This window comes from Streptomyces sp. NPDC048197 (assembly GCF_043202395.1).
GTDB lineage: Bacteria > Actinomycetota > Actinomycetes > Streptomycetales > Streptomycetaceae > Streptomyces > Streptomyces siderophoricus.
Genome location: NZ_JBIDAJ010000003.1, coordinates 350,255 through 376,699, shown reverse-complemented (window position 1 = coordinate 376,699; position 26,445 = coordinate 350,255). Strand labels below are relative to the sequence as shown.

Genomic DNA, 26,445 nt, shown 5'->3' with positions numbered 1-26,445 from the left:
CGTGCGCGCGGCATCCGACAGTGGGGCACCTGACATCGAGGAGTGGAACGTGACGAGTGGGCACGCGACGAACGGCGGGCCGGACCGGCCGGTGACCGCGGAGCTGACCGGGCGGGTGGCGCTGGTCGCCGGGGCGACCCGGGGCGCGGGCCGGGCGATGGCCGTCGAGCTGGGCCGGGCGGGCGCGCTGGTGTACGTCACCGGGCGGACCACCCGCGACCGGGTCAGCGAGGTGGGCCGCCCGACAGAGACGATCGAGCAGACCGCGGAGCTGGTGACCGCGGCCGGAGGCACGGGGATCGCGGTACCGACCGACCATCTGGAGCCGGCGCAGGTCAAGGCACTGATCGAGCGCATCGACCGGGAACAGGGGCGGCTGGACGTCCTGGTCAACAGCGTCTGGGGCGGCGACCATCTGCTCCAGTTCCACACCAAGCTCTGGGACCTGGATCTGGCCGACGGCCTGCGGATGTTCCGCCTCGGCATCGACACCCACGTCATCACCAGCCATTACGCGCTGCCGCTGATGAACCGGCGGCCCGGCGGACTGCTGGTCGAGGTCACCGACGGCACGGCGTCCTTCAACCGCACCTACCGCGAGAACCTCTGCTTCGACCTCACCAAGAACGCCCCGCACCGCATCGCCTTCGGCCTCGCCGCCGAGGTGAGGGAACTGGGCGGCACGGTGGTGTCGCTCACCCCCGGCTTCCTGCGGTCCGAGGAGATGCTGGACCACTTCGGGGTGACCGAGGAGACCTGGCGCGAGGCGGTGGCCAAGGAGCCGCACTTCGCGATCGCCGAGTCACCGGCCCTGATCGGCCGGGCCGTACGGGCGCTGGCCGCCGACCCCGACAAGGCGCGCTGGTCCGGCCGGTCGCTCTCCAGCGGCCAGTTGGCGAAGGAGTACGACTTCACCGACACGGACGGCTCCCGCCCCGACTGCTTCGGCTACTTCGAGGACGTGGTCTTCGGCGGTAAGGACGCGACCGCGGCGGACTACCGCTAGGCGCCCCGCTCACTCCCGTACAGCGCGGCCGTGCGCCGGGCGGCCGCCGCGAAGCGGTCACGCAGTGCGGCGGGGGCGAGGACCTCGCCCTCGGGGCCGAGGGCCAGCAGCTGGGAGTACGCGACCTCGTCGGACTCCACGCGGAGGGTGACCGTCAGCCGGCCCTGCGCGTCCGGCCCGCCGGCGGCCCGGGCGGCGTCGATCGCCTCGCGGGCCGCGGCGGCCTCGGTGACATGCGGCAGGACCCGTATGCCGTGCTCGGAGAGCCGGAGCACCACTTCGGTACGGAGGATCGAGCGGGCGAACTCCGCGGCCCGCTCGGCCCAAAACGCCGGCAGGTCGAACGACGCGTCCCGGGTGAAGGCGCCGGGCCCGTCGTCGAGCACGTCGACGGCGGTGAACCGGTCGATCCGGTACACCCGGAAGTCCCCCTGCGCCCGCGCCGCCAGATACCACACCCCCGCCTTCAGCACGAGGCCGTACGGCTCCAACTCCCGCCGCACCTCGGTGCGTTCGGCGCCCTCCGCCTTCCGGAGGTAGCGGGCCGCGATCCGGCGGTCGGACCACACGGCCTCGGCGATCACGGGCAGCAGACCGGGTGTTTCGGGCTCCTTGTACCAGGCGGGGGCGTCGAGGTGGAAGCGCTGGGCGGCGCCCGCGGCGGCGTCCCGCAGCTCCGGCAGCAGGGCGGCGGAGACCTTCAGCCGGGCGGCGGAGGCGGCGTCGGCGAGCCCCATCTCCCGCAGCGCAAAGGGCACTCCGGAGAGGAAGAGCGCCTCCGCCTCGCTGCGGCCGAGACCCGTGAGGCGGGTGCGGTAGCCGCCGATCAGGCGGTACCCGCCGGCCCGGCCGCGGTCGGCGTAGACGGGCACCCCGGCCTCGGAGAGGGAGAGCACGTCCCGCGCGACCGTGCGCTCGGAGACCTCCAGCTCCCGCGCCAGCTCGGCGCCGGTCATCGCCGGGCGCGACTGGAGCAGCAGCACCATCTTGATCAGCCGGGCAGCACGCATGCCTTCATGATGCCGGGGAGCACTGACAACGCCGGGGCGGACGGTCCGCTCCGACGGGCAGAAAGAAGGCCCGGCCGTGGTCAGGGCGTGACCGGCCGGGCCGTGGGTTCCCGTGCGGAGGTTCCGGGCGCGGGTGGGTGACCTCCGCACGGGAGTATGGGTGCCCCTGGGGGAGGGGCGGCTCAGAAGCCGTAGCGCTCGCGGGCCTCCTTGACCGCGGAGGCCGGGACGTCACCGCGGCGGGCGAGCTGGGCCAGGGCCGCGACGACCAGCGACTCGGCGTCGACGCCGAAGTGGCGGCGGGCCGCCTCGCGGGTGTCGGACAGGCCGAAGCCGTCCGCGCCGAGGGAGGACCAGTCCTGCTCGACCCACTGCGCGATCTGGTCCGGGACCTGGCGCATGTAGTCGCTGACGGCCAGGACCGGCGTCTCCACGCCGCTGAGCGCCTCGCGGACGTACGGCGTGCGCTGCTCGCCGCGCAGGGTGGCCTCGTCGGCCGCCAGCGCGTCGCGCCGCAGCTCCGTCCAGGAGGTCGCGGACCACACGTCTGCGGCCACGCCCCACTCCTGGGCGAGCAACTGCTGGGCCGCCAGCGCCCAGTGGATCGCGGTGCCGGAGGCCAGCAGCTGGATCCCCGGGGCGTCGGCGGGCACCGTGACGCCCGCCGTGGCCGCGGTGTTGAAGCGGTACAGGCCGCGGACGATGCCCTCGTCGACGCCCGCGGGCTTGGCCGGCTGGGGCATCGGCTCGTTGTAGACCGTGAGGTAGTAGAAGACGTTCGGGTCCTCGCCGGGGGCGGTCTCGCCGTACATGCGGCGCAGGCCGTCCTTGACGATCGCCGCGACCTCGTACGCGAACGCCGGGTCGTACGACAGCGCCGCCGGGTTGGTCGACGCGATCATCGGCGAGTGGCCGTCCGCGTGCTGCAGGCCCTCACCGGTCAGCGTGGTGCGGCCGGCCGTGGCGCCGACCAGGAAGCCCTTGCCGAGCTGGTCGCCGAGCTGCCACATCTGGTCGGCGGTGCGCTGCCAGCCGAACATCGAGTAGAAGATGTAGAAGGGGATCATCGTCTCGCCGTGCGTGGCGTACGCGGTGGCGGCGGCGATGAAGTCCGCCATCGAACCGGCCTCGGTGATGCCCTCGTTGAGGATCTGGCCGTCCTTGGCTTCCTTGTAGTACATCAGCTGGTCGCGGTCGACCGGCTCGTACGTCTGGCCCTTGGGGGAGTAGATCCCGAGGGACGGGAAGAGCGACTCCATGCCGAAGGTGCGTGCCTCGTCGGGCACGATCGGCACCCAGCGCTTGCCGGTCTGCTTGTCGCGGATGAGGTCCTTGACCAGCCGGACGAAGGCCATGGTGGTGGCCACGGACTGGTTGCCGGAGCCCTTGTCGAAGGCGGCGAAGGCCTTGTCGGCCGGGGCCGGCAGCGGCGCGAGCGGGTGGGAGCGGCGGGCCGGGGCCGGGCCGCCGAGGGCCGCGCGGCGCTCCTGGAGGTAGCGGACCTCGGGGGAGTCGGCGCCCGGGTGGCCGTAGGGGACCTGGCCGTCGGCGAAGTCGCTGTCGGAGATGGGGAGTTCGAGCAGGTCGCGCATGACCTTGAACTCGTCCACCGTCAGCTTCTTCATCTGGTGGTTGGCGTTCTTGGACTCGAAACCCTTGCCGAGGGTGAAGCCCTTGACCGTCTGCGCGAGGATCACGGTCGGGGCGCCCTTGTGCTCCACGGCGGCCTTGTACGCCGCGTAGACCTTGCGCGACTCGTGGCCGCCGCGCGAGAGGTGGAAGCACTCCAGGATCTTGTCGTCGGAGAGCAGCCCGGCCATCTCGACGAGGGCGGGCTCGGCGCCGAAGAAGTGGTCGCGGATGTAGGCCGCGTCGCGGGTCGCGTAGGTCTGGAACTGGGCGTCCGGTACCTCGCGCAGCCGGCGGGCCAGCGCGCCGGTGGTGTCGAGCCGGAAGAGCTCGTCCCAGGCGGTGCCCCACAGCGTCTTGACGACGTTCCAGCCGGCGCCGCGGAACTGGGCCTCCAGCTCCTGAACGATCTTGAAGTTGGCGCGGACCGGGCCGTCCAGGCGCTGCAGGTTGCAGTTGATGACGAAGGTGAGGTTGTCCAGGCCCTCACGGGAGGCGAGCGCGAGCGCGGCGGTCGACTCCGGCTCGTCCATCTCGCCGTCGCCCAGGAACGCCCAGACGTGTGAGTCGGAGACGTCCTTGATGCCGCGGTTGGTCAGGTAGCGGTTGAAGCGCGCCTGGTAGATGGCCGAGAGCGGGCCGAGGCCCATCGACACGGTGGGGAACTCCCACAGCCAGGGCAGCCGCCGCGGGTGCGGGTAGGACGGCAGGCCCTTGCCGCCGGCCTCGCGGCGGAAGTGGTCGAGGTGTTCCTCGGTGAGGCGGCCGTCGAGGAAGGCGCGGGCGTAGATGCCGGGCGCGGCGTGGCCCTGGATGTAGAGCTGGTCGCCGGATCCGCCGGTGGAGGAGTCCTCCTTGCCGCGGAAGAAGTGGTTGAAGCCGGTCTCGTAGAGCCAGGCCGCGGAGGCGAAGGTCGCGATGTGGCCGCCGACGCCGTACTTGGCGCCGCGGGAGACCATCGCGGCCGCGTTCCAGCGGTTCCAGGCGGCGATCCGGGCTTCCATCGCCTCGTCGCCCGGCACGGCGGGCTCGGCGGCGGTGGGGATGGTGTTGAGGTAGTCGCTCTCCAGGAGCTGGGGGAGCGCGAGCCCCGACTGCTCCAGGGTGCGGCGCATCAGGTAGGCGGCGCGATGCGGGCCCGCCGCCTTGGTGACGGCGTCGAGCGACTCGCGCCACTCGGCCGTCTCCTCGGGGTCGCGGTCCGGGAGCTGGTCGAGCTGGCTGTACGGCAGGCGCACGGGGTCGGGCATGGGTGGCCCCTTTCCGGACGGGAGGGAAGCTCGGGGGTGCCGTCGAGGACCGGGCCGCGCCCGTGGGCCGCGGCGGGATCTCGACGGCACCCGGATGCGAGTTCGGCAGTTTCGGCAGGCAGGGTGTCGCGCCCCGTCGGAAGACGATACGCCCCTGATCGATGATCGATCAACGCTCGGCGAACGAAAAACCGCAGGTCGGCACGGGGTGCCGCAATTTCGGGCACTCGGTGCCAGCCCCGGAGGGGCCCTCCGCTATGCCGCGCCGGGGCTCCGCGGGCCCGCCCGGCGCACCCGCTCAGACCCTCGGAGCGCAGCTCAGCACGTGTGTCTTGAGCAGCATGCCGATCTTCGGGTCGCGCCGCCGGAACGCGTCCACGATCTCCTGGTGGTCCTGCGCGTGCGAGCGCTGTTCCGGGCTGAACCAGCGGATCGACAGCGCCGTCCAGACCTCGATGCCCAGCGACTCCCAGGTGTGCAGCAGCACGGCGTTCCCGGCGGCCCGCACGATCTCCCGGTGGAACGCCACGGTGTGCCGCACCTGCGCCTCCCCGTCGCCCGCCAGGTCCGCCTCGCGCAGCGCCGCCACCTCCCGCTCCAGCGCGGCGGTGTCCTCCGCCAGCCGCCCGGCGGCCAGCTCCGCGGCGACCTGCTCCAGCCCGGCCCGCACCGGGTAGCTCTCCTTGAGGTCGGCCGCGGTCAGGTTCCGGACCCGTACGCCCTTGTTGGGGGCCGACTCGATCAGCCGCAGCGACTCCAGCTCGCGCAGCGCCTCCCGTACGGGCGTCTGGCTGACCTCCAGCTCCACCGCGATCCGCCGCTCGACGATCCGCTCGCCCGGCTGCCAGCGGCCGCTGACGATCCCCTCGAGGATGTGCTCGCGGATCTGCTCGCGCAGCGAATGGACGACGGGCGGGGTCATGAGGTGCTCCTTCAGAGCGGGTGGTGACGCGGCGGGTGGCGAGGGGGCCATTATCCGGGACGGCGGCCGGACGGCGGCATGCAGAAGGGCCGGCTCCGGTCCGTACGGATGCCGTACGAACCGGTGCCGGCCCCTGCTGCTACCCGCCTACCGGGCGACTGCCGGGCTCAGAGACCGATCTCGGTCTCGAACTCGGCGGCCTCCAGGATCTGCTTGACCGTGGTCAGGTAGCGGGCGGCGTCGGCGCCGTCCACCAGACGGTGGTCGTAGGAGAGCGCGAGGTAGGTCATGTCGCGCACCGCGATGGTCTCGCCGAGGTCCGGGTGGTTGATGACCACCGGACGCTTGACGGTCGCGCCGATGCCCAGGATGCCGACCTGGTTCGGGGGCACGATCACGGTGTCGAACAGCGCGCCGCGCGACCCGGTGTTGGAGATCGTGAAGGTCGCACCGGAGAGCTCGTCTGGGGTGATCTTGTTCGCCCGGACCTTGCCCGCCAGCTCCGCGGTCTTACGGGCGATACCGGCGATGTTGAGGTCGCCCGCACCCTTGATGACCGGGGTCATCAGGCCCTTCTCCGCGTCCACCGCGATACCGATGTTCTCGGTGTCGAAGTAGGTGATGGTGCCCTCGTCCTCGTTGATCCGGGCGTTGACGACCGGGTGGGCCTTCAGCGCCTGGACGGCGGCCTTGACGAAGAACGGCATCGGGGAGAGCTTGACGCCCTCACGCTGCGCGAAGGCGTCCTTGGCCTTGTTGCGCATCCGCATGATCGCGGTGATGTCCACCTCGACCACGGTGGTCAGCTGCGCCTGGCCGTGCAGGGCCTTCATCATGTTGTCGCCGATGACCTTGCGCATCCGCGGCATCTTGACGGTCTGACCGCGCAGCGGCGAGACCTCCAGCGCCGGGGCCTTCGACGGCGCGGCGGCCGGCGCGGCGGCAGCGGCCGGCGCGGCCTGCTTGGCGGCCTCGGCGGCGGCGATGACGTCCTGCTTGCGGATCCGGCCACCGACACCGGTGCCCTTGACCGTGGCGAGGTCCACGCCGCTCTCCGCGGCGAGCTTGCGCACCAGCGGGGTGACGTAGGCGCCCTCGCCCTCACCGGCGGCCGGGGCCGGGGTGACCGGGGCCGGGGCGGCCGGAGCCGGCGCGGGGGCCGGGGCCGGAGCCGCGGGGGCGGCCGGGGCGGCGGGCGCCGCCGGGGCGGCAGCGGCCGGCGCCGGGGCGGCCGGAGCGGGCGCCGGAGCCGGGGTGGGCTCGGCGGCGGGCGCCGGGGCGGCCGGAGCCGCGGGGGCGGCGGGGGCCGCGCCCTTGGCACCGATGACGGCGAGCTTGGCGCCGACCTCGGCGGTCTCGTCCTCGCCGACCACGATCTCCAGCAGGGTGCCGGAGGCCGGCGCCGGGATCTCGGTGTCGACCTTGTCGGTGGAGACCTCCAGCAGCGGCTCGTCGGCCGAGACCTCCTCGCCGACCTCCTTCAGCCAGCGGGTGACGGTGCCCTCGGTGACGCTCTCACCGAGCGCGGGGAGGACGACGTCGGTGCCCTCGGCACCGCCCGCGGGGGCGGCGGCCGGGGCCGGAGCCGCGGCGGGCTCGGGCTGCGCGGCCGGGGCGGGGGCCTCGGCGGCGGCCGGGGCCGGGGCAGCGGCCGGCGCACCGGTGCCGTCGTCGATGACGGCCAGCTCGGCGCCGACCTCAACGGTCTCGTCCTCGGCCACCTTGATGGAGGTCAGGATGCCGGCGGCCGGGGCCGGGATCTCGGTGTCGACCTTGTCGGTCGACACCTCCAGCAGAGGCTCGTCGGCCTCTACGCGCTCACCCTCGGCCTTCAGCCAGCGAGTGACGGTGCCCTCGGTGACGCTCTCGCCGAGCGCCGGAAGGGATACGGAAACCGCCATGGTTTCGGTTGCTCCTTACGAATTGCAGGATGTGGTCGTCGCGCCCGGACTCGGGTCAGTCGTGGGAGTGGAGGGGCTTGCCGGCCAGGGCCAGGTGGGCCTCGCCGAGCGCCTCGTTCTGCGTCGGGTGCGCGTGCACCAGCTGCGCAACCTCGGCCGGCAGGGCCTCCCAGTTGTAGACCAGCTGGGCCTCGCCGACCTGCTCGCCCATACGGTCACCGACCATGTGGACGCCGACCACGGCACCGTCCTTGACCTGGACGAGCTTGATCTCGCCCGCGGTCTTGAGAATCTTGCTCTTGCCGTTGCCCGCGAGGTTGTACTTCAGGGCGACGACCTTGTCGGCGCCGTACAGCTCCTTGGCCTTGGCCTCGGTGATGCCCACCGAAGCGACCTCGGGGTGGCAGTACGTCACCCGCGGCACGCCGTCGTAGTCGATCGGGACGACGTTCAGACCGGCCAGCCGCTCTGCCACCAGCATGCCCTCGGCGAAGCCGACGTGCGCGAGCTGGAGGGTGGGGACGAGGTCACCGACGGCCGAGATGGTCGGCACGTTGGTCTGCATGTACTCGTCGACGAGGACGTAGCCGCGGTCCGTCGCGACGCCCTGCTCCTCGTAGCCCAGGCCCGCCGAGACCGGCCCGCGGCCGATCGCGACCAGGAGCACCTCGGCCTCGAAGGTCTTGCCGTCGGCGAGGGTGACCTTGACGCCGTCGGTGGTGTACTCGGCCTTGTCGAAGAAGGTTCCGAGGTTGAACTTGATGCCCCGCTTGCGGAAGGCCCGCTCCAGCAGCTTGGAGCTGTTCTCGTCCTCGACCGGGACGAGGTGCTTGAGGCCCTCGACGATGGTGACGTCGGTGCCGAAGGACTTCCACGCCGAGGCGAACTCGACGCCGATCACGCCGCCGCCCAGGACGATCGCGGACTTCGGCACGCGGTCCAGCTTGAGCGCGTGGTCCGAGGAGATGATGCGGTCGCCGTCGATCTCCAGGCCCGGCAGGGACTTCGGCACGGAGCCGGTCGCCAGCAGGACGTGGCGGCCCTGGACGCGCTGGCCGTTCACGTCCACGGAGGTCGGCGAGGACAGGCGGCCCTCACCCTCGATGTACGTCACCTTGCGGGAGGCGATCAGACCCTGCAGGCCCTTGTACAGGCCCGAGATGACGTCGTCCTTGTACTTGTGGACCGCCGCCATGTCAATGCCCTCGAAAGTGGCCTTGACACCGAACTGCTCGCTCTCGCGAGCCTGGTCGGCGATCTCACCGGCGTGCAGCAGTGCCTTCGTGGGGATGCAGCCGTTGTGCAGGCAGGTACCGCCGACCTTGCCCTTCTCGATCAGGGCGACGTCCAGGCCCAGCTGCGCCCCGCGCAGGGCAGCGGCGTAACCACCGCTACCGCCTCCGAGGATCACTAGGTCGAAAACGGTGCTGGCGTCGTTCGCCACGTCACGTCCTCCATGCATGGATGCGCCGGACCGGTCTGCGATGACCGGACCGCGGCTGTTGTTCGGCCGCTTTAATTTCGGCCCTGGGTAAGGGGGGCCCTGTCCTGCCGAGAACCCATCTTCGCACTTGTTCAACGAAGCCGGGACGGCGGGCCGGGCTCTGGACGGCTGAGTCGCCGCCTCGACGGGGTTACCGGTGCGTATGCACGTACGGATTTCGTTGAGGGCGAACATGCCCCCGTACGCACACCGACGGCCCCGGGCTGTGAGCTCGGGGCCGTACGGACAAAGCGGACCAGACGGGCCGGCGTCAGCCGAGGTCGCCCGCGGCGGTGCGCTCGGCCAGCCGCACCAGGGTGCGGACCGCGGAGCCGGTACCGCCCTTGGGGGTGTAGCCCCAGGGCGAGCCCTCGTGGAAGGCCGGGCCGGCGATGTCCAGGTGGGCCCACGGGATGCCCTCGCCGATGAACTCCTTCAGGAAGAGCCCGGCGACCAGACCGCCGCCCATCCGCTCACCCATGTTGGCGATGTCGGCGACCGGCGAGTCCATGCCCTTGCGGAGGTGCTCGGGCATCGGCATCGGCCAGGACTGCTCGCCGACCTCCTCCGCGATCTCGTGGATCGAGGTACGGAAGGCCTCGTCGTTGGCCATGATCCCGAAGTGCCGGTGGCCGAGCGCCAGCACCATCGCGCCGGTCAGCGTGGCGACGTCCACGATCGCGTCCGGCTCCTCCTCCGAGGCCCGGGCCAGCGCGTCGGCCAGGACCAGCCGGCCCTCGGCGTCCGTGTTGAGCACCTCGACGGTCTTGCCGCTGTACATGGTCAGCACGTCACCCGGGCGGGTGGCGGAGCCGGACGGCATGTTCTCGGCGAGCGCCAGCCAGCCGGTGACGTTGACCGGGAGGCCCAGCCGGGCCGCGGTCACGACGGCGGCGAACACCGCGGCGGCGCCGCTCATGTCGCACTTCATGGTCTCGTTGTGGCCGGCCGGCTTGAGCGAGATGCCGCCCGAGTCGTAGGTGATGCCCTTGCCGACCAGCGCCAGGGTCTTGTTCGCCTTGGGGTGGGTGTGCGCGATCCGCACCAGCCGCGGCGGGGCCTCCGAGCCCTGGCCGACGCCGAGCAGACCGCCGTAGCCGCCCTTCTTGAGCGCCTTCTCGTCCAGCACCTCGACCTTGAGGCCGAACTCCTTGGCCGCGGCCTGCGCCTCGGCCGCGAAGGACTTCGGGTCGAGGGCGTTGGAGGGGGTGTTGATCAGGTCGCGGGCGCGGTTGATCTCCGCGGCCAGCGCCTGCGCGCGCTCGGTGGCGGCCTTGAACTCCTTGTCGCGCGGCTTGCCGCCGAGGATCGCGACCTCTGCCAGCGGCTTGCCGTCGTTCTTCTTGCCGTTCTTGCCGTTGCCGGCGCCGTTGCTGCGGAACGCGGTGAAGGCGTACGCGCCGAGCAGCGCGCCCTCGCCCACCGCCGCGGCGGCCTCGGCGTCCTCGACCGGCAGCGCGAAGCCGGCCTTCTTGCTGCCGGCCAGCGCCCGGGCGGCACTGCCCGCGGCGCGCCGCAGCGCCTCGTGGTCGTAGTCGTCGCCCTTGGCGGGCGCGTCGCCCAGGCCGACCGCCAGCACGACCGGCGTCTTGAGACCGTCCGCCGCGGGCAGCTTGGTCACCTCGCCCTCGGCACCACTTGCGCCGAGGGTCTCCAGCACACCGGCGAGCTTGCCGCCGAACGCCTTGTCCACGGCCTCGGCGCCGGGGGCCACGACGACGCCCTTGGCGCCCTTGGCCACGCCGACGACGACGGCATCCGCACGCACCGTTGCGGCGGAAGAAGTACTGAGGGTCAGTGCAGTCACGGTGATGAGAGTCCTGTTCCGTCCGGGAATCCGTTGTCGCGCCTTGGCGCGCTGCTGCGGCCGAGCCTACGCTCGGCGGCGCCGCGAGGCCCGGCCCGCTGCCGTACCGGTGCGGACCGTTGCGCGGCGGGCCGTACCGATCTCGGCCAACTCATGGACGATACAAGGGAATTGGCGGAAATGGTGGAATCGCCGGATCAGCCGAGGGTCAGCGCCAGCAGCGCGGTCAGCCCGGCACCCTCCGCGAGCGCACCGAACACATCCCCCGTCACCCCGCCGAACCGCCGCCGGCAGTGCCCCAGCAGCAGTTCGCCGGCCGCCAGCCCGAGCACCGCCGCCAGCCCCGCGTGCACCGCGCCGTACGGGCCCCACACCGCGCCCGCCGCCGCACAGCCCGCGACCACCAGGGCGGCGCACAGCAGCGCCGCACGCACCGGCACCGTCCCCGCGACCGCCGCGCCCAGCCCGTCCGGACGGGCCGCCGGCACCCCCGTACGGGAGGCCAGGGTCAGCGCGCACCGGCCGGTGACCGCGGCCACCGCCGCCCCCAGCGCGCCGTACGCCCAGCCCGCCGCGTACAACCCGGCCAGCGCCGCCACCTGGGCCAGCAGGGTGAACAGCAGCGTGAGGACGCCGAACGGGCCGATGTCGGACTGCTTCATGATGCGCAGCGCGTCCTCGGCGGGCTTGCCGCTGCCCAGTCCGTCGGCGGTGTCGGCGAGCCCGTCCAGATGCAGTCCGCGGGTGAGGACGGCGGGCACCGCCGCGGTGCCGACCGCGGCCAGCAGCGGACCGCCGCCGAGCAGCAGCAGCGCCCCGCCGAGCGCCGCCGCGCAGCCCCCGACGACCAGGCCGGCCAGGGGCGCGCAGAGCATCCCGCCGCGGGCCGCCGCCCGGTCCCAGCGGTGCACCCGCACCGGCAGCACGGTCAGCGTGCCGAACGCGAAGCGCAGCGCGTGCGCGCGGGCCGGGGGAGCGGGGGTCTCGGTCATCGCGGCAGGCTATCCGGGCGTCCGCCGCGCCCGCCTGCCACCCCCGGCCCTCACGAGAGGGCCTAATGGTGCCCATGGGTCACTGGTGGTACCGCAACATCGTCGAGCCGGGGAAGCTGCCGCTGCTGCTCGCCCTGGCCTCCTTCGTGCTGACCTTCCTCGTCACCCGGGCCGTCACCCGGCTGATCCGGGCCGGGAAGGGACCGTTCCACGACATCTCGCCCGGCGGGCTGCACGTCCACCACGTGGTGCCCGGCGTGGTGCTGATGGTCGCCGGCGGATTCATCGCGATCGCCGGCGGCCGGCGCGGCTTCGGCGCCGGCGTCGCCGCGGTGCTCTTCGGGATCGGCGTGGGCCTCGTGCTGGACGAGTTCGCGCTGATCCTGCACCTGGACGACGTGTACTGGACGGAGGAGGGCACCAAGAGCGTCGAGGCCGTCATCCTCACCGTCGCCCTGGTCGCGCTGGTCCTCGGCGGCTTCCTGCCGTTCGGCGTCAACGAACTCACCCCGGACGAGACCACCGACCGCCTCACCGTCGTCCAGACGGTCGCGGTGAACTTCCTCTTCGCGCTGCTCGCGCTGGTGAAGGGGAAGGCGCGGATGGCGGTCATCGGGGTGTTCGTGCCGTTCGTCGCGCTGTTCGGCGCGATCCGGCTGGCCCGGCCCAACTCACCGTGGGCCAGGCGCCTCTACCGCAACCGGCCGCGGGCGCGGGCCCGGGCGAGGGTCCGCGCCTACCGCCACGACCGCCGCTGGTCGGGCCTGCGCCGCAAGGTGGAGCACCTCATCGGCGGCGCCCCCAGCCGCTGACGCGTTGTGCGTCCCGCGGCTTGACCGGCCGCCAGGCCTCCCACAGCCCGCACACCACCAGCACCCCGAGGATCGCCGCGAGGTGCTCCTTGCCGGCCAGGTTGTTCTTGATGAACAGCACCTCGAAGACCATCGAGAGCACCACCAGCGAACCGGTGAACCACGCCCGGTAGCGCCAGCACACGAACACCGCCAGGCCCACCACGGCCGCCGACGGGCCGGTGTCGATGACGTACTTGTCCGAGTCGGGCAGGCCCAGCGGGCTCTGCGGTCCGATCCAGATCCCGATCCGGGCGTACATCGTCCCGGCGAGCGTGGCCACGTAGGCGACCAGCAGGGTCTTCCGCCAACCCAGGCAGGTCTCCGCGATGCCGAAGACCACCAGGATCTGCGCCAGCGCGCCCCACACCGGAAGGTCCAGCGCCGGTACGAACAGCGACAGCGGGGTGCGCAGCAGCGCGATCCACAGGTGCTCGTACGCCTGGACCGAGCCGATGTCCTGGATGGCGTGGTAGCCCCACGCCTGGTTCTGCACGAACTGGAAGACCAGCGTCAGGCAGACCGCGGCGAGCGTCACCGGGATCGCCCGCAGCCTCGCGGAGACCAGTTCCGACCGCACCGTCCGCAGCAGCGGCCCCCACTCGGCCCGCGCCGCCCGGCGCAGAACGGCTATGTCCCGCCGCCCCGCACGGGCCACACTCATCTCACGTTCTCCAGGTGCTTGCGGTTCAGCCACTTCGGCAGACCAGGTGCTTCCAGGAAGCCTTCCGCCCGGGCGGCGGCCAGGCCGATCCGCAGCAGATCGGTGCTCTTCTCGAAGAGCATGAACCGCGGCTCCCAGATGGGCCGGTATTTCGCGTTGGCGCGATAGAGCGATTCGATCTGCCACCACCGGGAGAAGAAGCTCAGCAGCGAGCGCCACAGGCGCAGCACCGGGCCCGCGCCGAGCCGCGAGCCGCGTTCGAAGACGGAACGGAACATCGCGAAGTTCAGCGAGAGCTGAGTGATCTCCACCTCTTTCGCGCGCTGGATCAGCTCCAGCACCATGAACTCCATCAGCCCGTTCTCCGACGCGCGGTCCCGCCGCATCAGATCCAGCGACAGGCCCTTCGCCCCCCACGGCACGAAGCTCAGCAGCGCCCGCAGGTCACCCTGCTCGTCGGAGCACTCCAGCATCACGCAGCGGCCGTCCGCCGGATCGCCGAGCCGGCCCAGCGCCATCGAGAAGCCCCGCTCGGTCTCCCCGTCCCGCCAGTCGTCGGCCAGCTCCAGCAGCCGCGTCATCTCCTCGGCGGGAATGTCCTCGTGCCGCCGGATGCGGACGGTGTAGCCGGCCCGCTCGATGCGGTTGTACGCCTGCCGCACGGTGCGCATCGCGCGGCCGCCGAGGGTGAACTCCGCGGTCTCCACGATCGCCTCGTCGCCCAGCTCCAGCGCGTCCAGGCCGTGCCGGGCGTAGATCGTGCCGCCCTCCTCGCTCGCGCCCACGACGGCCGGCGCCCAGCCGTGCGCCCGGGCCTCGGCCAGCCACACCTCGATCGCCCCGGGCCACGCCTCGGGGTCGCCCAGCGGATCGCCGGAGGCCAGCGACACCCCGCCCACCACCCGGTAGGTGACCGCCGCCTTGCCGCTGGGCGAGAACAGCACGCTCTTGTCCCGGCGCAGCGCGAAGTAGCCCAGCGAGTCCCGGTCGCCGTGCCGGTCCAGCAGGGCGCGCAGCCGCTCCTCGTCGTCCTCGGTGAGCCGCTCGGTGCTGCGGACCGACCGGAACGCCGCCCACAGCACGGCCACCAGCAGCAGCGTGCTCAGCACGTTGATGGTGACGTTGACCCAGTTCGGGGTGTCGATCCCGGGGAAGCGGTGGTCGTCGGCGGCCAGCGACACCAGGCGCATCAGGCCGTAGCGCCAGCGCATGACGAACGTCGAGGACGCGTCCTGGGCGGTGTTGGTGACGGTCACCAGCAGCGCCGCCAGCAGCGAGGTGACCAGCAGCCCGCCGACCGCGACCGCCGCCGCCAGCTTCGGGTTCGACCGGTCGCCCTTGGCGTAGAACTCCCGCCGGCCGGCCACCAGCGCGACCGCGAACACCGCCGTCACCACCAGCGACACCCAGTTCTGCGGATGCCCGCGGAACTCCGGCGCCGCCGCCAGCGCGAAGCCGAACAGCCCCACCAGCAGCCCGGAGAGGACCAGGTTCAGGATCCACGCGGCCCGCTTGCGGCGCCGCAGCGTCACCGACAGGAACAGCGAGAAGGCCCCCGAGGCGAACCCCGCGGTCAGCAGGTACGGGGTGAAGTACTCCTCGACGTTGTGCCGGCGGATGTCGGTGCCGAACGACACCCACACCGCGCTCAGCAGATTGAGGAACGTGACCGTGCGCAGGTACCAGATGCCGAACGCGGCACCGCGCTGCGACCAGGTGCCGCCGCGCTGCTCGCGGCGGTCTTCGTCCGGACTCAAGCGATGTCTCCCATAAAAAACGTGTAAAGCCGAGATCTTATGGGGCGCCGCCGGTGGTCCGGTACGGGCGGGAAGGAGCGCCGCCCCGGCCGGGGCGGCGCGCACCTCAGTCGTGTACGGGAAGTTCTGCCGCCAGGGATGCGGCCGCCTGCACCAGTGGCAGGGCCAGCAGCGCCCCCGTCCCCTCGCCAGCAGTGACGCCGTGGTCGAGCAGAGGGTTGAGTGCGATCCGGTCCAGTGCCTTGGCCTGCGCCGGCTCGCCGCTGGCCTGACCCGCCAGCCACCAGTCCGGCGCCCGGAACGCCACCCGCTGCGCCACCAGCGCACAGGCCGCCGAGACCACCCCGTCCAGGATCACCGGCGTCCGGCGCACCGCGCTCTGCAGCAGGAACCCGGTGATCGCGGTCAGGTCCGCGCCGCCGACCGTGGCCAGCAGCTCCAGCTGGTCGCCGAGCACCGGCCGGGCCCGCCGCAGCGCGTCCCGGATCGCCGCGCACTTGCGCATCCACGCCAGGTCGTCGATCCGTGCCCCGCCGCGCCCGGTGACCACCGAGGCGTCCGTGCCGCACAGCGCGGCGACCAGGGTGCTCGCCGCGGTCGTGCCGCCGACGCTCAGATCACCCAGCACCACCAGGTCCGTACCGGCATCCGCCTCCTCGTCCGCGACCGCCATCCCGGCCCGGAACGCCGCCTCGGCCTCCTCGGCGGTCAGCGCGTCCTCGACGTCGATCCGGCCGCTGCCGCGCCGCACCCGGTGGCGGGTGACCTCCTCGGGCAGCTCCCCGGCGTCGCAGTCCACCGCCATGTCCACCACGCGCAGCTGCGCCCCGGCGCCCCGGGCCAGCACCGCGGCCGGGCTCGCGCCCTCCAGCACCGCCCGGACCAGGTCCTTCGTCCCGCCGGCCGGCCGGGCCGAGACGCCCAGCTCCGCCACCCCGTGATCGCCGGCGAACAGCACCAGCCGGACCTGCCGGATCGGCCGCACCGGCACCTGCGCCTGCGCGCCGGCCAGCCACTCGCCGAGCTCGTCGAGGCGGCCGAGCGCGCCCGGCGGTACGGCCAGCCGCGCCCGCCGCTCCTCGGCGTCACGGCGCACCCCGCCATCGGGGCGCTCGATCAGATGGGCGAAGTCATCGAGGTTCAGGGCGCTCATTGGCCGCAGATTACCGGCAATGCGTTCGGCGTGCGGCGGGGTTGCGGCCGCCGTCGCCGGCCCCGCTCCCGCCCCGCCGCGGCCGCTCGCCCTCCGGTACGGAAGCGGGCCCGGCCGCGAAGCGGACCTCGTACACCCGCGGCCGCAACGCCCGCGGTACCGGCGGCCGATGCCGCCCCGGCGCCGGCCGGCGGACCTGCCCCGGTACGAGACCCGGACGGCCCGCGACCAGGGCGGCCGCGCGCCGCGGCAGCGCGTCGAAGACCAGCGCACCGCCGGGGAACCGCGCCGCGCACACCGCCAGCAGCGCCCGCCCGGCCGGCAGCGGCAGCCGCCGCAGCACCCCGGCCGCGATCACCACCACCCCGCGGGGCGTCCCGGGCACCGCGGCCGGCCACTCCCGGCCGGCCGGCTCCCGGGCGAGGGTGTGCCGCCGGGCGGTGTCCGGCAGCAGCATCCGGCGCACCGCGGCGGCCTCCTCCGGCAGCACCGACAGCCAGTGCAGCCGCCCGTTGTCCAGCCGCCAGAAGCCGGTGCCGAGCCCCTCGTCCAGCGCCACCACGGTGGCCTCCGGGCGCTCCGCCAGATAGGCGCGCACGGCCGCGTCGACACACTCGGTCAGCCCGTATCCGGTCACGGTTCAAGAGCACCCGGCGGCGCGCCCCCGGGCAAGCGGACACGGGCGCGGCCGGGCCCGCGTCATCCGCGCAGCGCAAGCGCCTGACCCGCGACGACCAGCAGCACCTGCTCGCACTCCGCGCCGAACGACGCGTTCAGCCGCCCCAGTTCGTCCCGGAACCGGCGGCCCGCCGGCGTCGCCGGCACCACCCCCGAACCGACCTCGTTGCTGACCGCCACCACCGGCCGCTGGGTCGCCCGTACCGCCGCCACCAGCGCGTCGGTCCGCTCCCGCAGCGCCTTCCGGCCGCCGCCCTCCCAGGTCGCGTCGTCCCACGCGCCGACCTCGTCCATGACGTGCGTCAGCCACAGCGCCAGACAGTCGATGAGCAGCGGCGGGACGCCGCCCGGCCGGTCCGTGCCGAAAGCCCCGCCGGCCCCGTCCTCGGCCAGCAGCGGCACCAGATCGCAGGTCTCGACGGTCCGCCAGCTGCTGGGCCGCCGCTCCCGGTGCAGCGAGACCCGCGCCGCCCAGTCCGCGTCGCCGTCCCGGCTGCCGCCGGTGGCGACGTACAGCACGTCCGGGAACGCCGCCAGCCGCCGCTCCGCCTCCACCGACTTCCCGCTGCGCGCCCCGCCGAGCACCAGCGTCCGGCGCGGCAGGTCCGGCACCGCGTGGTACTCGCCGACCACCAGCGAACTGCCGTCCGGCACCGCCCGCGCGCCCACCGCCGCCAGCCTGCGGTGCAGTTCGGGCCCCGGCGGCACGTCGTGGTCGAGGTGCACCGCCACCACGTCCGTCGCCGCGTCCACCGCCCCGCTCGCCCGCAGCCGCGCCAGCGCGTCCGGCCGCCCCAGGACGTCGAGCAGCACCAGGTCGTACGGGCCGTTCCCGCCCGCGCCGTCGTAACCGCCGCCGGCGACCCCGTTCCCGTCCACCAGCCCGGCCGGTGCCGCGCCCGGCGGCAGATACAGCAGCCGCTCACCGGCGGGCCCGGAGATCTCGTACGCGGTGCCCGGGATGTCCACCGCGAGGGCCCGGATCCGGTGCCCGTCGAGCAGCGCCAGTTCCCGGCCGTCCGCGACCCGGCCCGGGGTCGGCAGCCCGGCCGGCACCTCCATCGCCGGCCCCTCGTGCGGATGCGACAGCAGCACCTGCCGTACGCCCGCCAGCGACTGTCCGGCGCGGGCGGCCGCGAAGGCCGGACCCGGCGTCAGATCGATCAGCAGCGCGCCGTCGACCAGCAGCGCGGTCGCCGCCCGCGCCTCGTCGCCGACGGCGGTCGCACAGGCGGCACACGGGCAGCCGGGCCGCGGCAGCCCCAGCGGGGCCCCGGTGCCGAGGAGAGTCACATCCACACCGCGAGTTTCTCGCGTCCGCTCGCGGTGAGCGCGGCGGGGGCGGACTCGACACGGCCGTTAGGCTCTCGATCAGCACGGAAGCACGACTTCACGTACCCGGTGGGACCAGGAGGCGGACATGGCGTGGACGTGGCGGTTCGAGAAGGCGGACGGTACGGAGGCGGTACCCGCCGTGGAGCCGGAGGAGTTCACGACGCAGGGCGACGCGGAATCGTGGATCGGCGAGGAGTGGAAGGCCCTCCTCGAAGGCGGCGTCGAGCAGGTCCGCCTCTTCGAGGACGGCCAGGAGATCTACCCGGCCCCGATGAGCCTCAAGGCGGCCGACGAAGACTGAGCAGCCCGCCCGGAGAGCTCGACCGGACAGCACGAAGGGCCGGACCCGCCGCCCGGCGGACCCGGCCCTTCGTCGTATCCGGAAATTTCGGAGTTACGGCCGCTGGCCCCGCTTGACCTGCGGCTTCGGCAGCCGCAGCCGCCGCATCTGGAGCGTGCGCATGACCGCGTAGGCCTTCACGCCCTTGAGGTTCTCGTTCGGGAACTTCTCCTGCAGCCGCTTGCTCAGGCGGAACCAGATCAGGATCGAGTCCAGCACGATCAGCACGATGATCACGAGCCACAGCAGCAGCGCGATGCTCTGGATCGACGGCACCCGGATCATGGTCAGCACCAGGATCACCACGGCCATCGGCAGGAAGAACTCCGCGACGCACCAGCGCGAGTCGACGTAGTCGCGGGCGAACCGGCGCACCGGTCCCTTGTCCCGCACCGGGAGGTACCGCTCGTCGCCGTTGGCCAGCGCCTCGCGCTGCCGGGCCATATCGGCACGGCGGGCCTCACGCTGGGCCTTTGCCGCGTCCTTGCGGTTGGTGGGGGTGTGCGCACGGGCCCGGCGCTGCGACTGGGAGTCGCTGCGCTTGGGCGTCGGGCGGCCCTTGGGGGCCTGCGGGTCGCGGGGCTGCTGGGGCTGGTCCGCGGTCACCTTGGCGGTCGCGGCCTGCTCATCCTTCGAACGGCTTCGGAACACAACACCCAAGAGTACGTGGTCGCCGCCCCGGGACCAGGGGCCGACGGGCACGATCCGGCAACGGCACCGCCCGGAAGGCGGCGCCCACCCCCGTCCGGCAACGCCCCGCAACCCCTTCCCTACTCCTTGCGCGGGAGAAAAGGCCGTCCCGATCGTCCTGGAGGAGGAGCGCATCCGGGCGCGAACAGTGCGGTAATGGAACCAGGGCCCGTACTGTGGGGTCTGTAGATGTGCTGGAGCCTAAGCCCGATGCAAGTCGGTCAGAAGGGGGCGCGCGAGGCCCATGAGCGATGGTGTCATGAAGCGGATGGGGATGATCTTCCGCGCGAAGGCCAACAAGGCCCTGGACCGGGCCGAAGACCCGCGCGAGACCCTCGACTACTCGTACCAGAAGCAGCTGGAGCTGCTGCAGAAGGTACGCCGCGGCGTCGCCGACGTGGCGACCTCCCGCAAGCGCCTGGAGCTGCAGCTCAACCAGCTCCAGGGCCAGTCCGCGAAGCTGGAGGACCAGGGCCGCAAGGCGCTGGCGCTCGGCCGTGAGGATCTGGCCCGCGAGGCGCTGACCCGGCGCAGCGCGCTGCAGCAGCAGGTCACGGACCTGGAGACGCAGCACCAGACGCTGCAGGGTGAGGAGGAGAAGCTCACGCTCGCCGCGCAGCGGCTGCAGGCCAAGGTCGACGCCTTCCGCACGAAGAAGGAGACGATCAAGGCGACGTACACGGCGGCCCAGGCGCAGACCCGGATCGGCGAGGCGTTCTCCGGCATCTCCGAGGAGATGGGCGACGTCGGTCTGGCCATCCAGCGCGCGGAGGACAAGACCGCGCAGCTGCAGGCCCGGGCCGGCGCGATCGACGAGCTGATGGCGTCCGGCGCGCTGGACGACCCGTCCGGCATGGCCAAGGACGACATCACCGCAGAGCTGGACCGGCTCTCCGGCGGCAGCGACGTCGAGCTGGAGCTGCAGCGGATGAAGGCCGAGCTCGCGGGCGGTTCGTCGGCCGGCCAGCAGGCCATCGAGAGCGGTCAGGGCGGCCAGGGCCGGCCCGCCCCGCAGCAGGACCAGCCGCGTTTCGACAAGCAGTGACGAGCGGCGGCGGTTAGCCTCGCAGGGATCGCGAGACCGTCGGAGCGGACCAAGGGAGACCGTCGTGATCGTACGGATCATGGGGGAGGGCCAGGTGAAGCTGGACGATGCCCACTTCATCGAGCTCAACAAGCTGGACGACGAACTGCTCGAAGAGATGGAGAGCGGCGACGAGGCCGGCTTCCGGCGCACGCTCGGCGCTCTCCTGGACGCGGTGCGCCGTATGGGCACCCCGCTCCCCGACGACGCCCTCGAACCGTCCGAACTGATCCTGCCGTCCCCCGACGCCACGCTCGCCGAGGTCCGGGAGATGCTCAGCGACGACGGCCTGATCCCGGGCTGAGTCCGCCGCGGACGGCCACCGGCCGTCCGCGCCCGTGCGGCCGGCCGCCACCGGCCGCCCCTTTCCAGTGCACCGGCACCCGGCGCCCCGGTCCCCCGCGGACCGGGGCGCTACCGTTTGCTGTTGTGAGTCTCCTCGACCCCCGCCCGGACGCCGCCCGCGCCGGCCGCTTCGCCTGGTGCCGGGCGCATCCGCTCGCGTTCGACGCGGTCCTGGCGGTGGCCGTCTTCGGCTGCATCCTCTTCGGGGCGGTGGCCGACCCGCACCGGGTCCACGGACCGCGCATCGTCCCGCACGAGCTGACCGTCACCACCGTGCTGCTGGCCGCGCTGGCCTGCGCCCCGCTCGTGTGGCGCCGCCGGCTGCCGCGTTCGGTCCTGGCGGCCACGGGCGCGCTCACCCTCGTCGAGCTGGTCGCCGACGCGAGCAGTCCGCGCGCCCCGGTGGCGGTCGCCGCGGTGATCGCCCTCTACACCGTCGCCTCCCGCACCGACCGCCCCACCACCTGGCGGATCGGCGCCCTCACCGTCGTCGTCCTGACCGCCTCCGCGATGCTCTACGGCCCCCGCCCCTGGTACGCCCAGGAGAACCTCGGCATCTTCGCCTGGACCGGTATGGCCGCCGCCGCGGGCGACGCGGTCCGCAGCCGCCGCGCCTTCGTCGACGCCATCCGGGAACGGGCCGAACGCGCCGAGCGCACCCGCGAGGAGGAGGCCCGCCGCCGGGTCGCCGAGGAGCGGCTGCGCATCGCCCGGGAGCTGCACGACGTCGTCGCCCACCACATCGCCCTGGTCAACGTCCAGGCCGGGGTTGCCTCACACGTCATGGACAACCGCCCCGACCAGGCCAAGCAGGCCCTCGCCCACGTCCGCGAGGCGTCCCGTTCGGCGCTGGAGGAACTCCGCGCCACGGTCGGCCTGTTGCGGCAGTCCGACGACCCGAAGGCGCCGACCGAGCCCGCGCCCGGCCTCGGCGTGCTCGACCAGCTCGTCGACGGCTTCGTCCGCGCCGGGCTCCCGGTGGAGCTGGAGGTGCCCGAGGCCCCCGGCCCGCTGCCCGCCTCCGTCGACCTCACCGCCTACCGCGTGGTCCAGGAGGCGCTGACCAACGTCCACAAGCACGCCGGGGAGGGCGCCCGGGCCACCATCCGGATCGCGTACCACGCCTCCGCGCTGACCGTGACCGTCCTCGACGACGGCGCGGGCACGGCCCAAGTGCCGGGCCGGCGGCCCGCCGACCGGTCCGGCCCGCCGGCCGGGGGCACCGACGGGCCGGAGGACCACGGCGGCGGCCACGGCCTGATCGGGATGCGCGAGCGGGTCTACGCGCTGGGCGGCACGATCGTGACCGGCCCGCGCGCGGCCGGCGGCTTCCAGGTGCGGGCCACCCTTCCACTGCAGACCGTCCGTACGGGGGAGACGACATGACGATCAAGGTGCTGCTCGCCGACGACCAGGCGCTGCTGCGCAGCGCGTTCCGCGTGCTGGTCGATTCCGAGCCGGACATGCGGGTGGTGGGGGAGGCCTCCGACGGCGCACAGGCCTACGAACTGACCAAGGCCGAGCGGCCCGACGTCGTCCTGATGGACATCCGGATGCCCGGCGTGGACGGACTGGCCGCCACCCGCATGATCAGCGAGGACCCGGACCTCACCGACGTCCGGGTGGTCATCCTGACCACCTTCGAGGTCGACGACTACGTGGTCCAGTCGCTGCGCAACGGCGCCAGCGGCTTCCTCGGCAAGGGCGCCGAACCGGACGAGATGCTCGGCGCGATCCGGATCGCGGCGGGCGGTGAGGCGCTGCTGTCGCCCGCCGCGACCAAGGGCCTGATCGCCAAGTTCCTGGCCCAGGGCAGCGGTCCGGGCGACGGCGGGCCCGACGGCCCGGGCGCCGAGCGGCTGACGATGCTGACCGGCCGGGAGCGCGAGGTGCTCGTCCTGGTGGCCGGCGGACTGTCCAACGACGAGATCGGCGAACAGCTCGCGGTCAGCCCGCTCACCGTCAAGACGCACGTCAACCGGGCGATGGCCAAGCTCGGGGCGCGCGACCGCGCACAGTTGGTCGTCATCGCCTACGAATCGGGCCTCGTACGCCCACGGGTGCAGTAGAGGTGGAGCGGCCCGTACTCCGAACGCGGTACGGGCCCCGGGACGGAAACCGACCTGCGAGCGAGGAAAACCGGCCTGGTCATGGCCGAAGGTGTAAGTGGGCCCGCAACGGGCCCCCGCCGTCGGCCCCGGCGAAGGGCGCCCGCCTGCCCCGGCCCGGCCGACCGTCCCGCCTTCAGAACAGAAGAGAGAGACCCCACCCATGTCCTGGCTGTCCCGGCTCAGCCTCGTACAACGGGGCCTGATAGCGCTGATGTCGATCGTCGCGATCGCCTTCGGCGCCATCGCGATACCCCAGCTCAAGCAGCAGCTCCTGCCCTCCATCGAACTCCCGATGGTCTCCGTGCTCGCGCCGTACCAGGGCGCCTCGCCCGATGTCGTCGAGAAGCAGGTGATCGAGCCGCTGGAGGACGGCGTCCAGGCGGTCGACGGCATCAAGAGCGTCACCTCGACGTCCAGCGAGGGCTCGGGCGTCATCATGGCCCAGTTCGACTACGGCAACGATTCCAAGCGCCTGGTCGCCGACGTCCAGCAGGCCGTCAACCGGGCCCGGGCCAAGCTGCCCAAGGACGTCGACCCGCAGGTCGTGGCCGGCTCGACGGACGACATCCCCACCGTCGTCCTCGCCGTCTCCTCTTCCACGAAGGACCAGCAGACCCTCGCCGACCAGCTCAACCGCGGCGTCGTCCCGGACCTGAAGAACATCGACGGGGTCAGCCAGGTCACCGTCAGCGGCGTCCAGGACCGGATCGTCGCGGTCACCCCCGACGACAAGAAGCTCGCCGCCGCCGGCCTGACCGCGCAGGCGCTCGGGCAGGCGCTGGAGGCCGGCGGCACGTCCGTGCCGGCCGGTTCGTTCGCCGAGCACGGCCAGAGCAGGACCGTCCAGGTCGGCGCCGGCTTCACCTCCGTCGCGCAGATCAAGGACCTGACCGTCCCGCCGGCCGCGGGGGCCGGTGGGGCCGCGGGCGGCCCGTCCGCGGGCAAGGCGGTCCGGCTCGGCGACGTCGCCACCGTCAAGGAGGAGCCGGCCGCGCCGACCTCCCTGACCCGCACCAACGGCAAGCCCAGCCTCGCCGTCATGGTGACGATGGACCAGGACGGCAGCGCGGTCGCGATCTCCGACGCGGTCAAGGACAAGCTCCCGAAGATCCATCAGGACCTCGGCGAGGGCACCTCCGTCACGGTCGTCTCCGACCAGGGCCCGGCGGTCTCCAAGTCCATCGAGTCGCTGACCACCGAGGGCATGCTCGGCCTGGCCATGGCCGTCATCGTCATCCTGGTCTTCCTGCTCAGCCTGCGCTCGACGCTGGTCACCGCGGTCTCCATCCCGCTCTCGGTCGTCATCACCCTGATCGTGCTGTGGACCGGTGACCTGTCCCTGAACATGCTCACCCTCGGCGCGCTCACCATCGCGATCGGCCGGGTCGTCGACGACTCCATCGTCGTCCTGGAGAACATCAAGCGGCACCTGGGCTACGGCGAGGAGCGCCGCGAGGCCATCCTCTCCGCCGTCAAGGAGGTCTCCGGCGCGATCACCTCCTCGACCCTCACCACCGTCGCGGTGTTCCTCCCGATCGGTGTGGTCGGCGGCATGGTCGGCGCGCTGTTCGGCTCGTTCTCGCTGACCGTCACCGTCGCCCTGCTCTCCTCGCTGATCGTCTCCCTCACGGTCGTGCCGGTCCTGTCGTACTGGTTCCTGCGCGCCCCGCAGATCCCCGAGGGCACCACGGCGGACGAACTGCGCCGCCAGGCCGAGGAGAAGGAGACCCGCAGCGCCCTGCAGCGGCTCTACGTCCCGGTCCTGCGCTTCGCCACCCGCCGCCGGCTCACCAGCCTGGTCATCGCGGTCGTCGTCCTCATCGGCACGTTCGCCATGGGCCCCCTGCTGAAGACCAACTTCTTCGACCAGGGCGACCAGGACACCCTGACCGTCAAGCAGGAGCTCAAGCCCGGCACCAGCCTCGGCGCGTCCGACACCCAGGCGAAGAAGGTCGAGAAGCTGCTCGCGGCCGACGACGACATCGCCGACTACCAGGTCACCGTCGGCTCCTCCGGCTTCATGGCGGCGTTCGGCGGCGGCACCGGCGCCAACCAGGCGTCCTACCAGGTCAAGCTGAAGGACAAGGCCGACTCCGGCAAGGTCACCGACCACCTGCGCACGGAGCTCGACAAGCTCGGCCCGGCCATCGGCGACACCACGATCACCGCGGGCGGCGGCTTCGGCAACCAGGACCTCAGCGTGGTCGTCAAGGCCGGCGACGCCGACGTGCTGAAGCGGGCCAGCGAGCAGGTCCGCACGGCCGTCGCCGGACTCGACCACGTCACCGACGTCCAGAGCGACCTCGCGCAGAGCGTGCCGCGGATCTCCGTCACGCCCAACGCCAAGGCCGCCGCGGCCGGTTACAACCAGACCACGCTGGGCGGCGCCGTCGCCCAGGCGGTCCGCGGCACCACCACCGGCACGGCCGTCCTGGACAACACCGAGCGGGACATCGTCATCAAGGCGGCCCACCCGGCCACCACCGAGGCCCAGTTGAAGAAGCTGGCCATCCCCACCCCGGGCGGCCCGGTGCCGCTCGGCACCCTCGCCACGGTCAAGACCGTGCCCGGCCCGGTCCAGATGACCCGGATCGACGGGGCCCGCTCGGCGACCATCACCGCCAAGCCGACCGGCGACAACACCGGCGCGGTCAGCGCCGAGCTGCAGACCAAGATCAACGGCCTGAAGCTGCCGGAGGGCGCCACCGCCACCATCGGCGGCGTCTCCCAGGACCAGTCCGACGCGTTCTCCTCGCTCGGCCTGGCCATGCTGGCCGCCATCGCGATCGTCTTCATGCTGCTGGTCGGCACCTTCCGGTCGCTGATCCAGCCGCTGATCCTGCTGGTCTCGATCCCCTTCGCGGCCACCGGCGCGGTCGGCCTGCTCCTCGCCACCGGCACCCCGCTGGGCGTCCCGGCGATGATCGGCATGCTGATGCTGATCGGCATCGTGGTCACCAACGCCATCGTGCTGATCGACCTGATCAACCAGTACCGGGCCCAGGGCTACGGCGTCGTCGAAGCGGTCGTCGAGGGCGGCCGGCACCGGCTCCGCCCGATCCTGATGACCGCCCTGGCCACGATCATGGCGCTGCTGCCGATGGCCGCGTCCATCACCGGCGACGGCGGCTTCATCTCCCAGCCGCTGGCCGTGGTCGTGATCGGCGGCCTGATCAGCTCCACCCTGCTCACCCTCCTCCTCGTCCCGACGCTCTACGCGATGATCGAACTCCGCAAGGAACGCCGCACGAAGAAGAAGGCCGCCAAGCGCGCCGCCAAGGCCGGCACCCCGACCAGGGAGACCGAGCCCACCCCGGAGCACGCGGCCGTGTAGCCACCCCGCCCTCCCGAACGAGCCCCCGCAGCCGCATGCCGGCTGCGGGGGCTCCTTCGTAGCCGCCTGCGCAGCGCGCCCCACCCGCACGCCGGTGGCTCCC

At 72.8% G+C, this 26,445-nt stretch carries 21 protein-coding genes; 8 read left to right on the top strand and 13 right to left on the bottom strand.

Going from position 1 to position 26,445, the window contains the following annotated elements; all coding sequences use genetic code 11:
• Positions 1–91: 91 nt before the first annotated feature.
• A complete protein-coding gene (locus ACGF4C_RS06950) occupies positions 92–1,006 on the top strand; it encodes an SDR family oxidoreductase (protein WP_393563947.1) in 915 nt (304 codons plus the stop codon).
• On the opposite strand, the gene ACGF4C_RS06945 is transcribed toward ACGF4C_RS06950, so the two are convergent.
• The 7 genes from ACGF4C_RS06945 to ACGF4C_RS06915 form a co-directional block, all read right to left on the bottom strand.
• Positions 1,003–2,016, bottom strand: coding sequence for a helix-turn-helix transcriptional regulator (locus tag ACGF4C_RS06945; RefSeq protein WP_393563877.1), 1,014 nt, complete (start codon positions 2,014–2,016; stop codon positions 1,003–1,005). The two genes, ACGF4C_RS06950 and ACGF4C_RS06945, sit on opposite strands and share 4 nt — an antisense overlap.
• Positions 2,017–2,198: 182 nt before the next feature.
• A complete protein-coding gene (aceE, locus tag ACGF4C_RS06940; RefSeq protein ID WP_393563875.1) occupies positions 2,199–4,895 on the bottom strand; it encodes a pyruvate dehydrogenase (acetyl-transferring), homodimeric type in 2,697 nt (898 codons plus the stop codon).
• 298 nt (positions 4,896–5,193) lie between these two features.
• Positions 5,194–5,817 (bottom strand): GntR family transcriptional regulator, encoded by a 624-nt coding sequence (locus ACGF4C_RS06935; RefSeq protein WP_393563873.1) that lies wholly within the window; start codon positions 5,815–5,817, stop codon positions 5,194–5,196.
• Between the two features lie 167 nt (positions 5,818–5,984).
• Positions 5,985–7,718 (bottom strand): 2-oxoglutarate dehydrogenase, E2 component, dihydrolipoamide succinyltransferase, encoded by a 1,734-nt coding sequence (gene sucB / locus ACGF4C_RS06930; protein ID WP_393563871.1) that lies wholly within the window; start codon positions 7,716–7,718, stop codon positions 5,985–5,987.
• A gap of 55 nt (positions 7,719–7,773) precedes the next feature.
• Entirely contained in the window at positions 7,774–9,162 is a 1,389-nt protein-coding gene (gene lpdA, locus ACGF4C_RS06925; protein ID WP_362142606.1) for a dihydrolipoyl dehydrogenase, read from the bottom strand.
• A 310-nt stretch (positions 9,163–9,472) separates the two neighbouring features.
• Positions 9,473–11,008, bottom strand: a complete 1,536-nt coding sequence (locus ACGF4C_RS06920) for a leucyl aminopeptidase (protein ID WP_393563868.1) — start codon at positions 11,006–11,008, stop codon at positions 9,473–9,475.
• A gap of 197 nt (positions 11,009–11,205) precedes the next feature.
• Positions 11,206–12,000: an adenosylcobinamide-GDP ribazoletransferase gene (locus tag ACGF4C_RS06915; protein WP_393563866.1), complete on the bottom strand. Its 795-nt coding sequence runs from the start codon at positions 11,998–12,000 to the stop codon at positions 11,206–11,208.
• A 74-nt stretch (positions 12,001–12,074) separates the two neighbouring features.
• Here ACGF4C_RS06915 and ACGF4C_RS06910 point away from each other — a divergent pair, with 74 nt between their 5' ends.
• Positions 12,075–12,812 carry a hypothetical protein gene (locus ACGF4C_RS06910; protein WP_030805315.1) on the top strand — a complete coding sequence of 246 codons (738 nt, stop codon included), beginning with the start codon at positions 12,075–12,077 and terminating at the stop codon, positions 12,810–12,812.
• Here the strand turns inward: ACGF4C_RS06910 and ACGF4C_RS06905 are convergent.
• From ACGF4C_RS06905 to ACGF4C_RS06885, 5 genes are all read right to left on the bottom strand, one after another.
• Positions 12,787–13,515, bottom strand: coding sequence for a hypothetical protein (locus ACGF4C_RS06905; RefSeq protein WP_393563864.1), 729 nt, complete (start codon positions 13,513–13,515; stop codon positions 12,787–12,789). The two genes, ACGF4C_RS06910 and ACGF4C_RS06905, sit on opposite strands and share 26 nt — an antisense overlap.
• The gene (locus ACGF4C_RS06900; RefSeq protein WP_393563863.1) at positions 13,512–15,272 is read right to left on the bottom strand and encodes a phosphatidylglycerol lysyltransferase domain-containing protein; all 1,761 of its coding nucleotides are present in this window, start codon (positions 15,270–15,272) and stop codon (positions 13,512–13,514) included. Before ACGF4C_RS06900 ends, ACGF4C_RS06905 begins: the two co-directional genes overlap by 4 nt.
• 106 nt (positions 15,273–15,378) lie before the next feature.
• Entirely contained in the window at positions 15,379–16,425 is a 1,047-nt protein-coding gene (gene cobT, locus ACGF4C_RS06895; RefSeq protein ID WP_393563861.1) for a nicotinate-nucleotide--dimethylbenzimidazole phosphoribosyltransferase, read from the bottom strand.
• A 10-nt stretch (positions 16,426–16,435) separates the two neighbouring features.
• Positions 16,436–17,062: a hypothetical protein gene (locus ACGF4C_RS06890; protein WP_393563860.1), complete on the bottom strand. Its 627-nt coding sequence runs from the start codon at positions 17,060–17,062 to the stop codon at positions 16,436–16,438.
• A 62-nt stretch (positions 17,063–17,124) separates the two neighbouring features.
• A complete protein-coding gene (locus ACGF4C_RS06885) occupies positions 17,125–18,402 on the bottom strand; it encodes a bifunctional adenosylcobinamide kinase/adenosylcobinamide-phosphate guanylyltransferase (protein ID WP_393563859.1) in 1,278 nt (425 codons plus the stop codon).
• Positions 18,403–18,523: 121 nt separating this feature from the next.
• On the opposite strand from ACGF4C_RS06885, the gene ACGF4C_RS06880 reads away from it, so the two are divergent.
• Positions 18,524–18,739, top strand: a complete 216-nt coding sequence (locus ACGF4C_RS06880; protein WP_393563857.1) for a hypothetical protein — start codon at positions 18,524–18,526, stop codon at positions 18,737–18,739.
• A 93-nt stretch (positions 18,740–18,832) separates the two neighbouring features.
• On the opposite strand, the gene ACGF4C_RS06875 is transcribed toward ACGF4C_RS06880, so the two are convergent.
• Positions 18,833–19,429 carry a DUF3043 domain-containing protein gene (locus ACGF4C_RS06875; RefSeq protein ID WP_310728016.1) on the bottom strand — a complete coding sequence of 199 codons (597 nt, stop codon included), beginning with the start codon at positions 19,427–19,429 and terminating at the stop codon, positions 18,833–18,835.
• A gap of 283 nt (positions 19,430–19,712) precedes the next feature.
• On the opposite strand from ACGF4C_RS06875, the gene ACGF4C_RS06870 reads away from it, so the two are divergent.
• The 5 genes from ACGF4C_RS06870 to ACGF4C_RS06850 all read left to right on the top strand — a co-directional run bounded on the left by ACGF4C_RS06870 (position 19,713) and on the right by ACGF4C_RS06850 (position 26,342).
• Complete coding sequence (locus tag ACGF4C_RS06870) at positions 19,713–20,513, top strand: PspA/IM30 family protein (protein ID WP_307810944.1); 801 nt, start codon at positions 19,713–19,715, stop codon at positions 20,511–20,513.
• 64 nt (positions 20,514–20,577) lie between these two features.
• Positions 20,578–20,856 (top strand): hypothetical protein, encoded by a 279-nt coding sequence (locus ACGF4C_RS06865; RefSeq protein ID WP_030415434.1) that lies wholly within the window; start codon positions 20,578–20,580, stop codon positions 20,854–20,856.
• 125 nt (positions 20,857–20,981) lie between these two features.
• Entirely contained in the window at positions 20,982–22,283 is a 1,302-nt protein-coding gene (locus ACGF4C_RS06860) for a sensor histidine kinase (protein WP_393563855.1), read from the top strand.
• Positions 22,280–22,966 carry a response regulator transcription factor gene (locus ACGF4C_RS06855; RefSeq protein ID WP_362142583.1) on the top strand — a complete coding sequence of 229 codons (687 nt, stop codon included), beginning with the start codon at positions 22,280–22,282 and terminating at the stop codon, positions 22,964–22,966. The genes ACGF4C_RS06860 and ACGF4C_RS06855 overlap by 4 nt, the downstream gene beginning before the upstream one ends.
• A 202-nt stretch (positions 22,967–23,168) precedes the next feature.
• Positions 23,169–26,342, top strand: coding sequence for an efflux RND transporter permease subunit (locus tag ACGF4C_RS06850; protein ID WP_393563853.1), 3,174 nt, complete (start codon positions 23,169–23,171; stop codon positions 26,340–26,342).
• Positions 26,343–26,445: the final 103 nt, after the last annotated feature.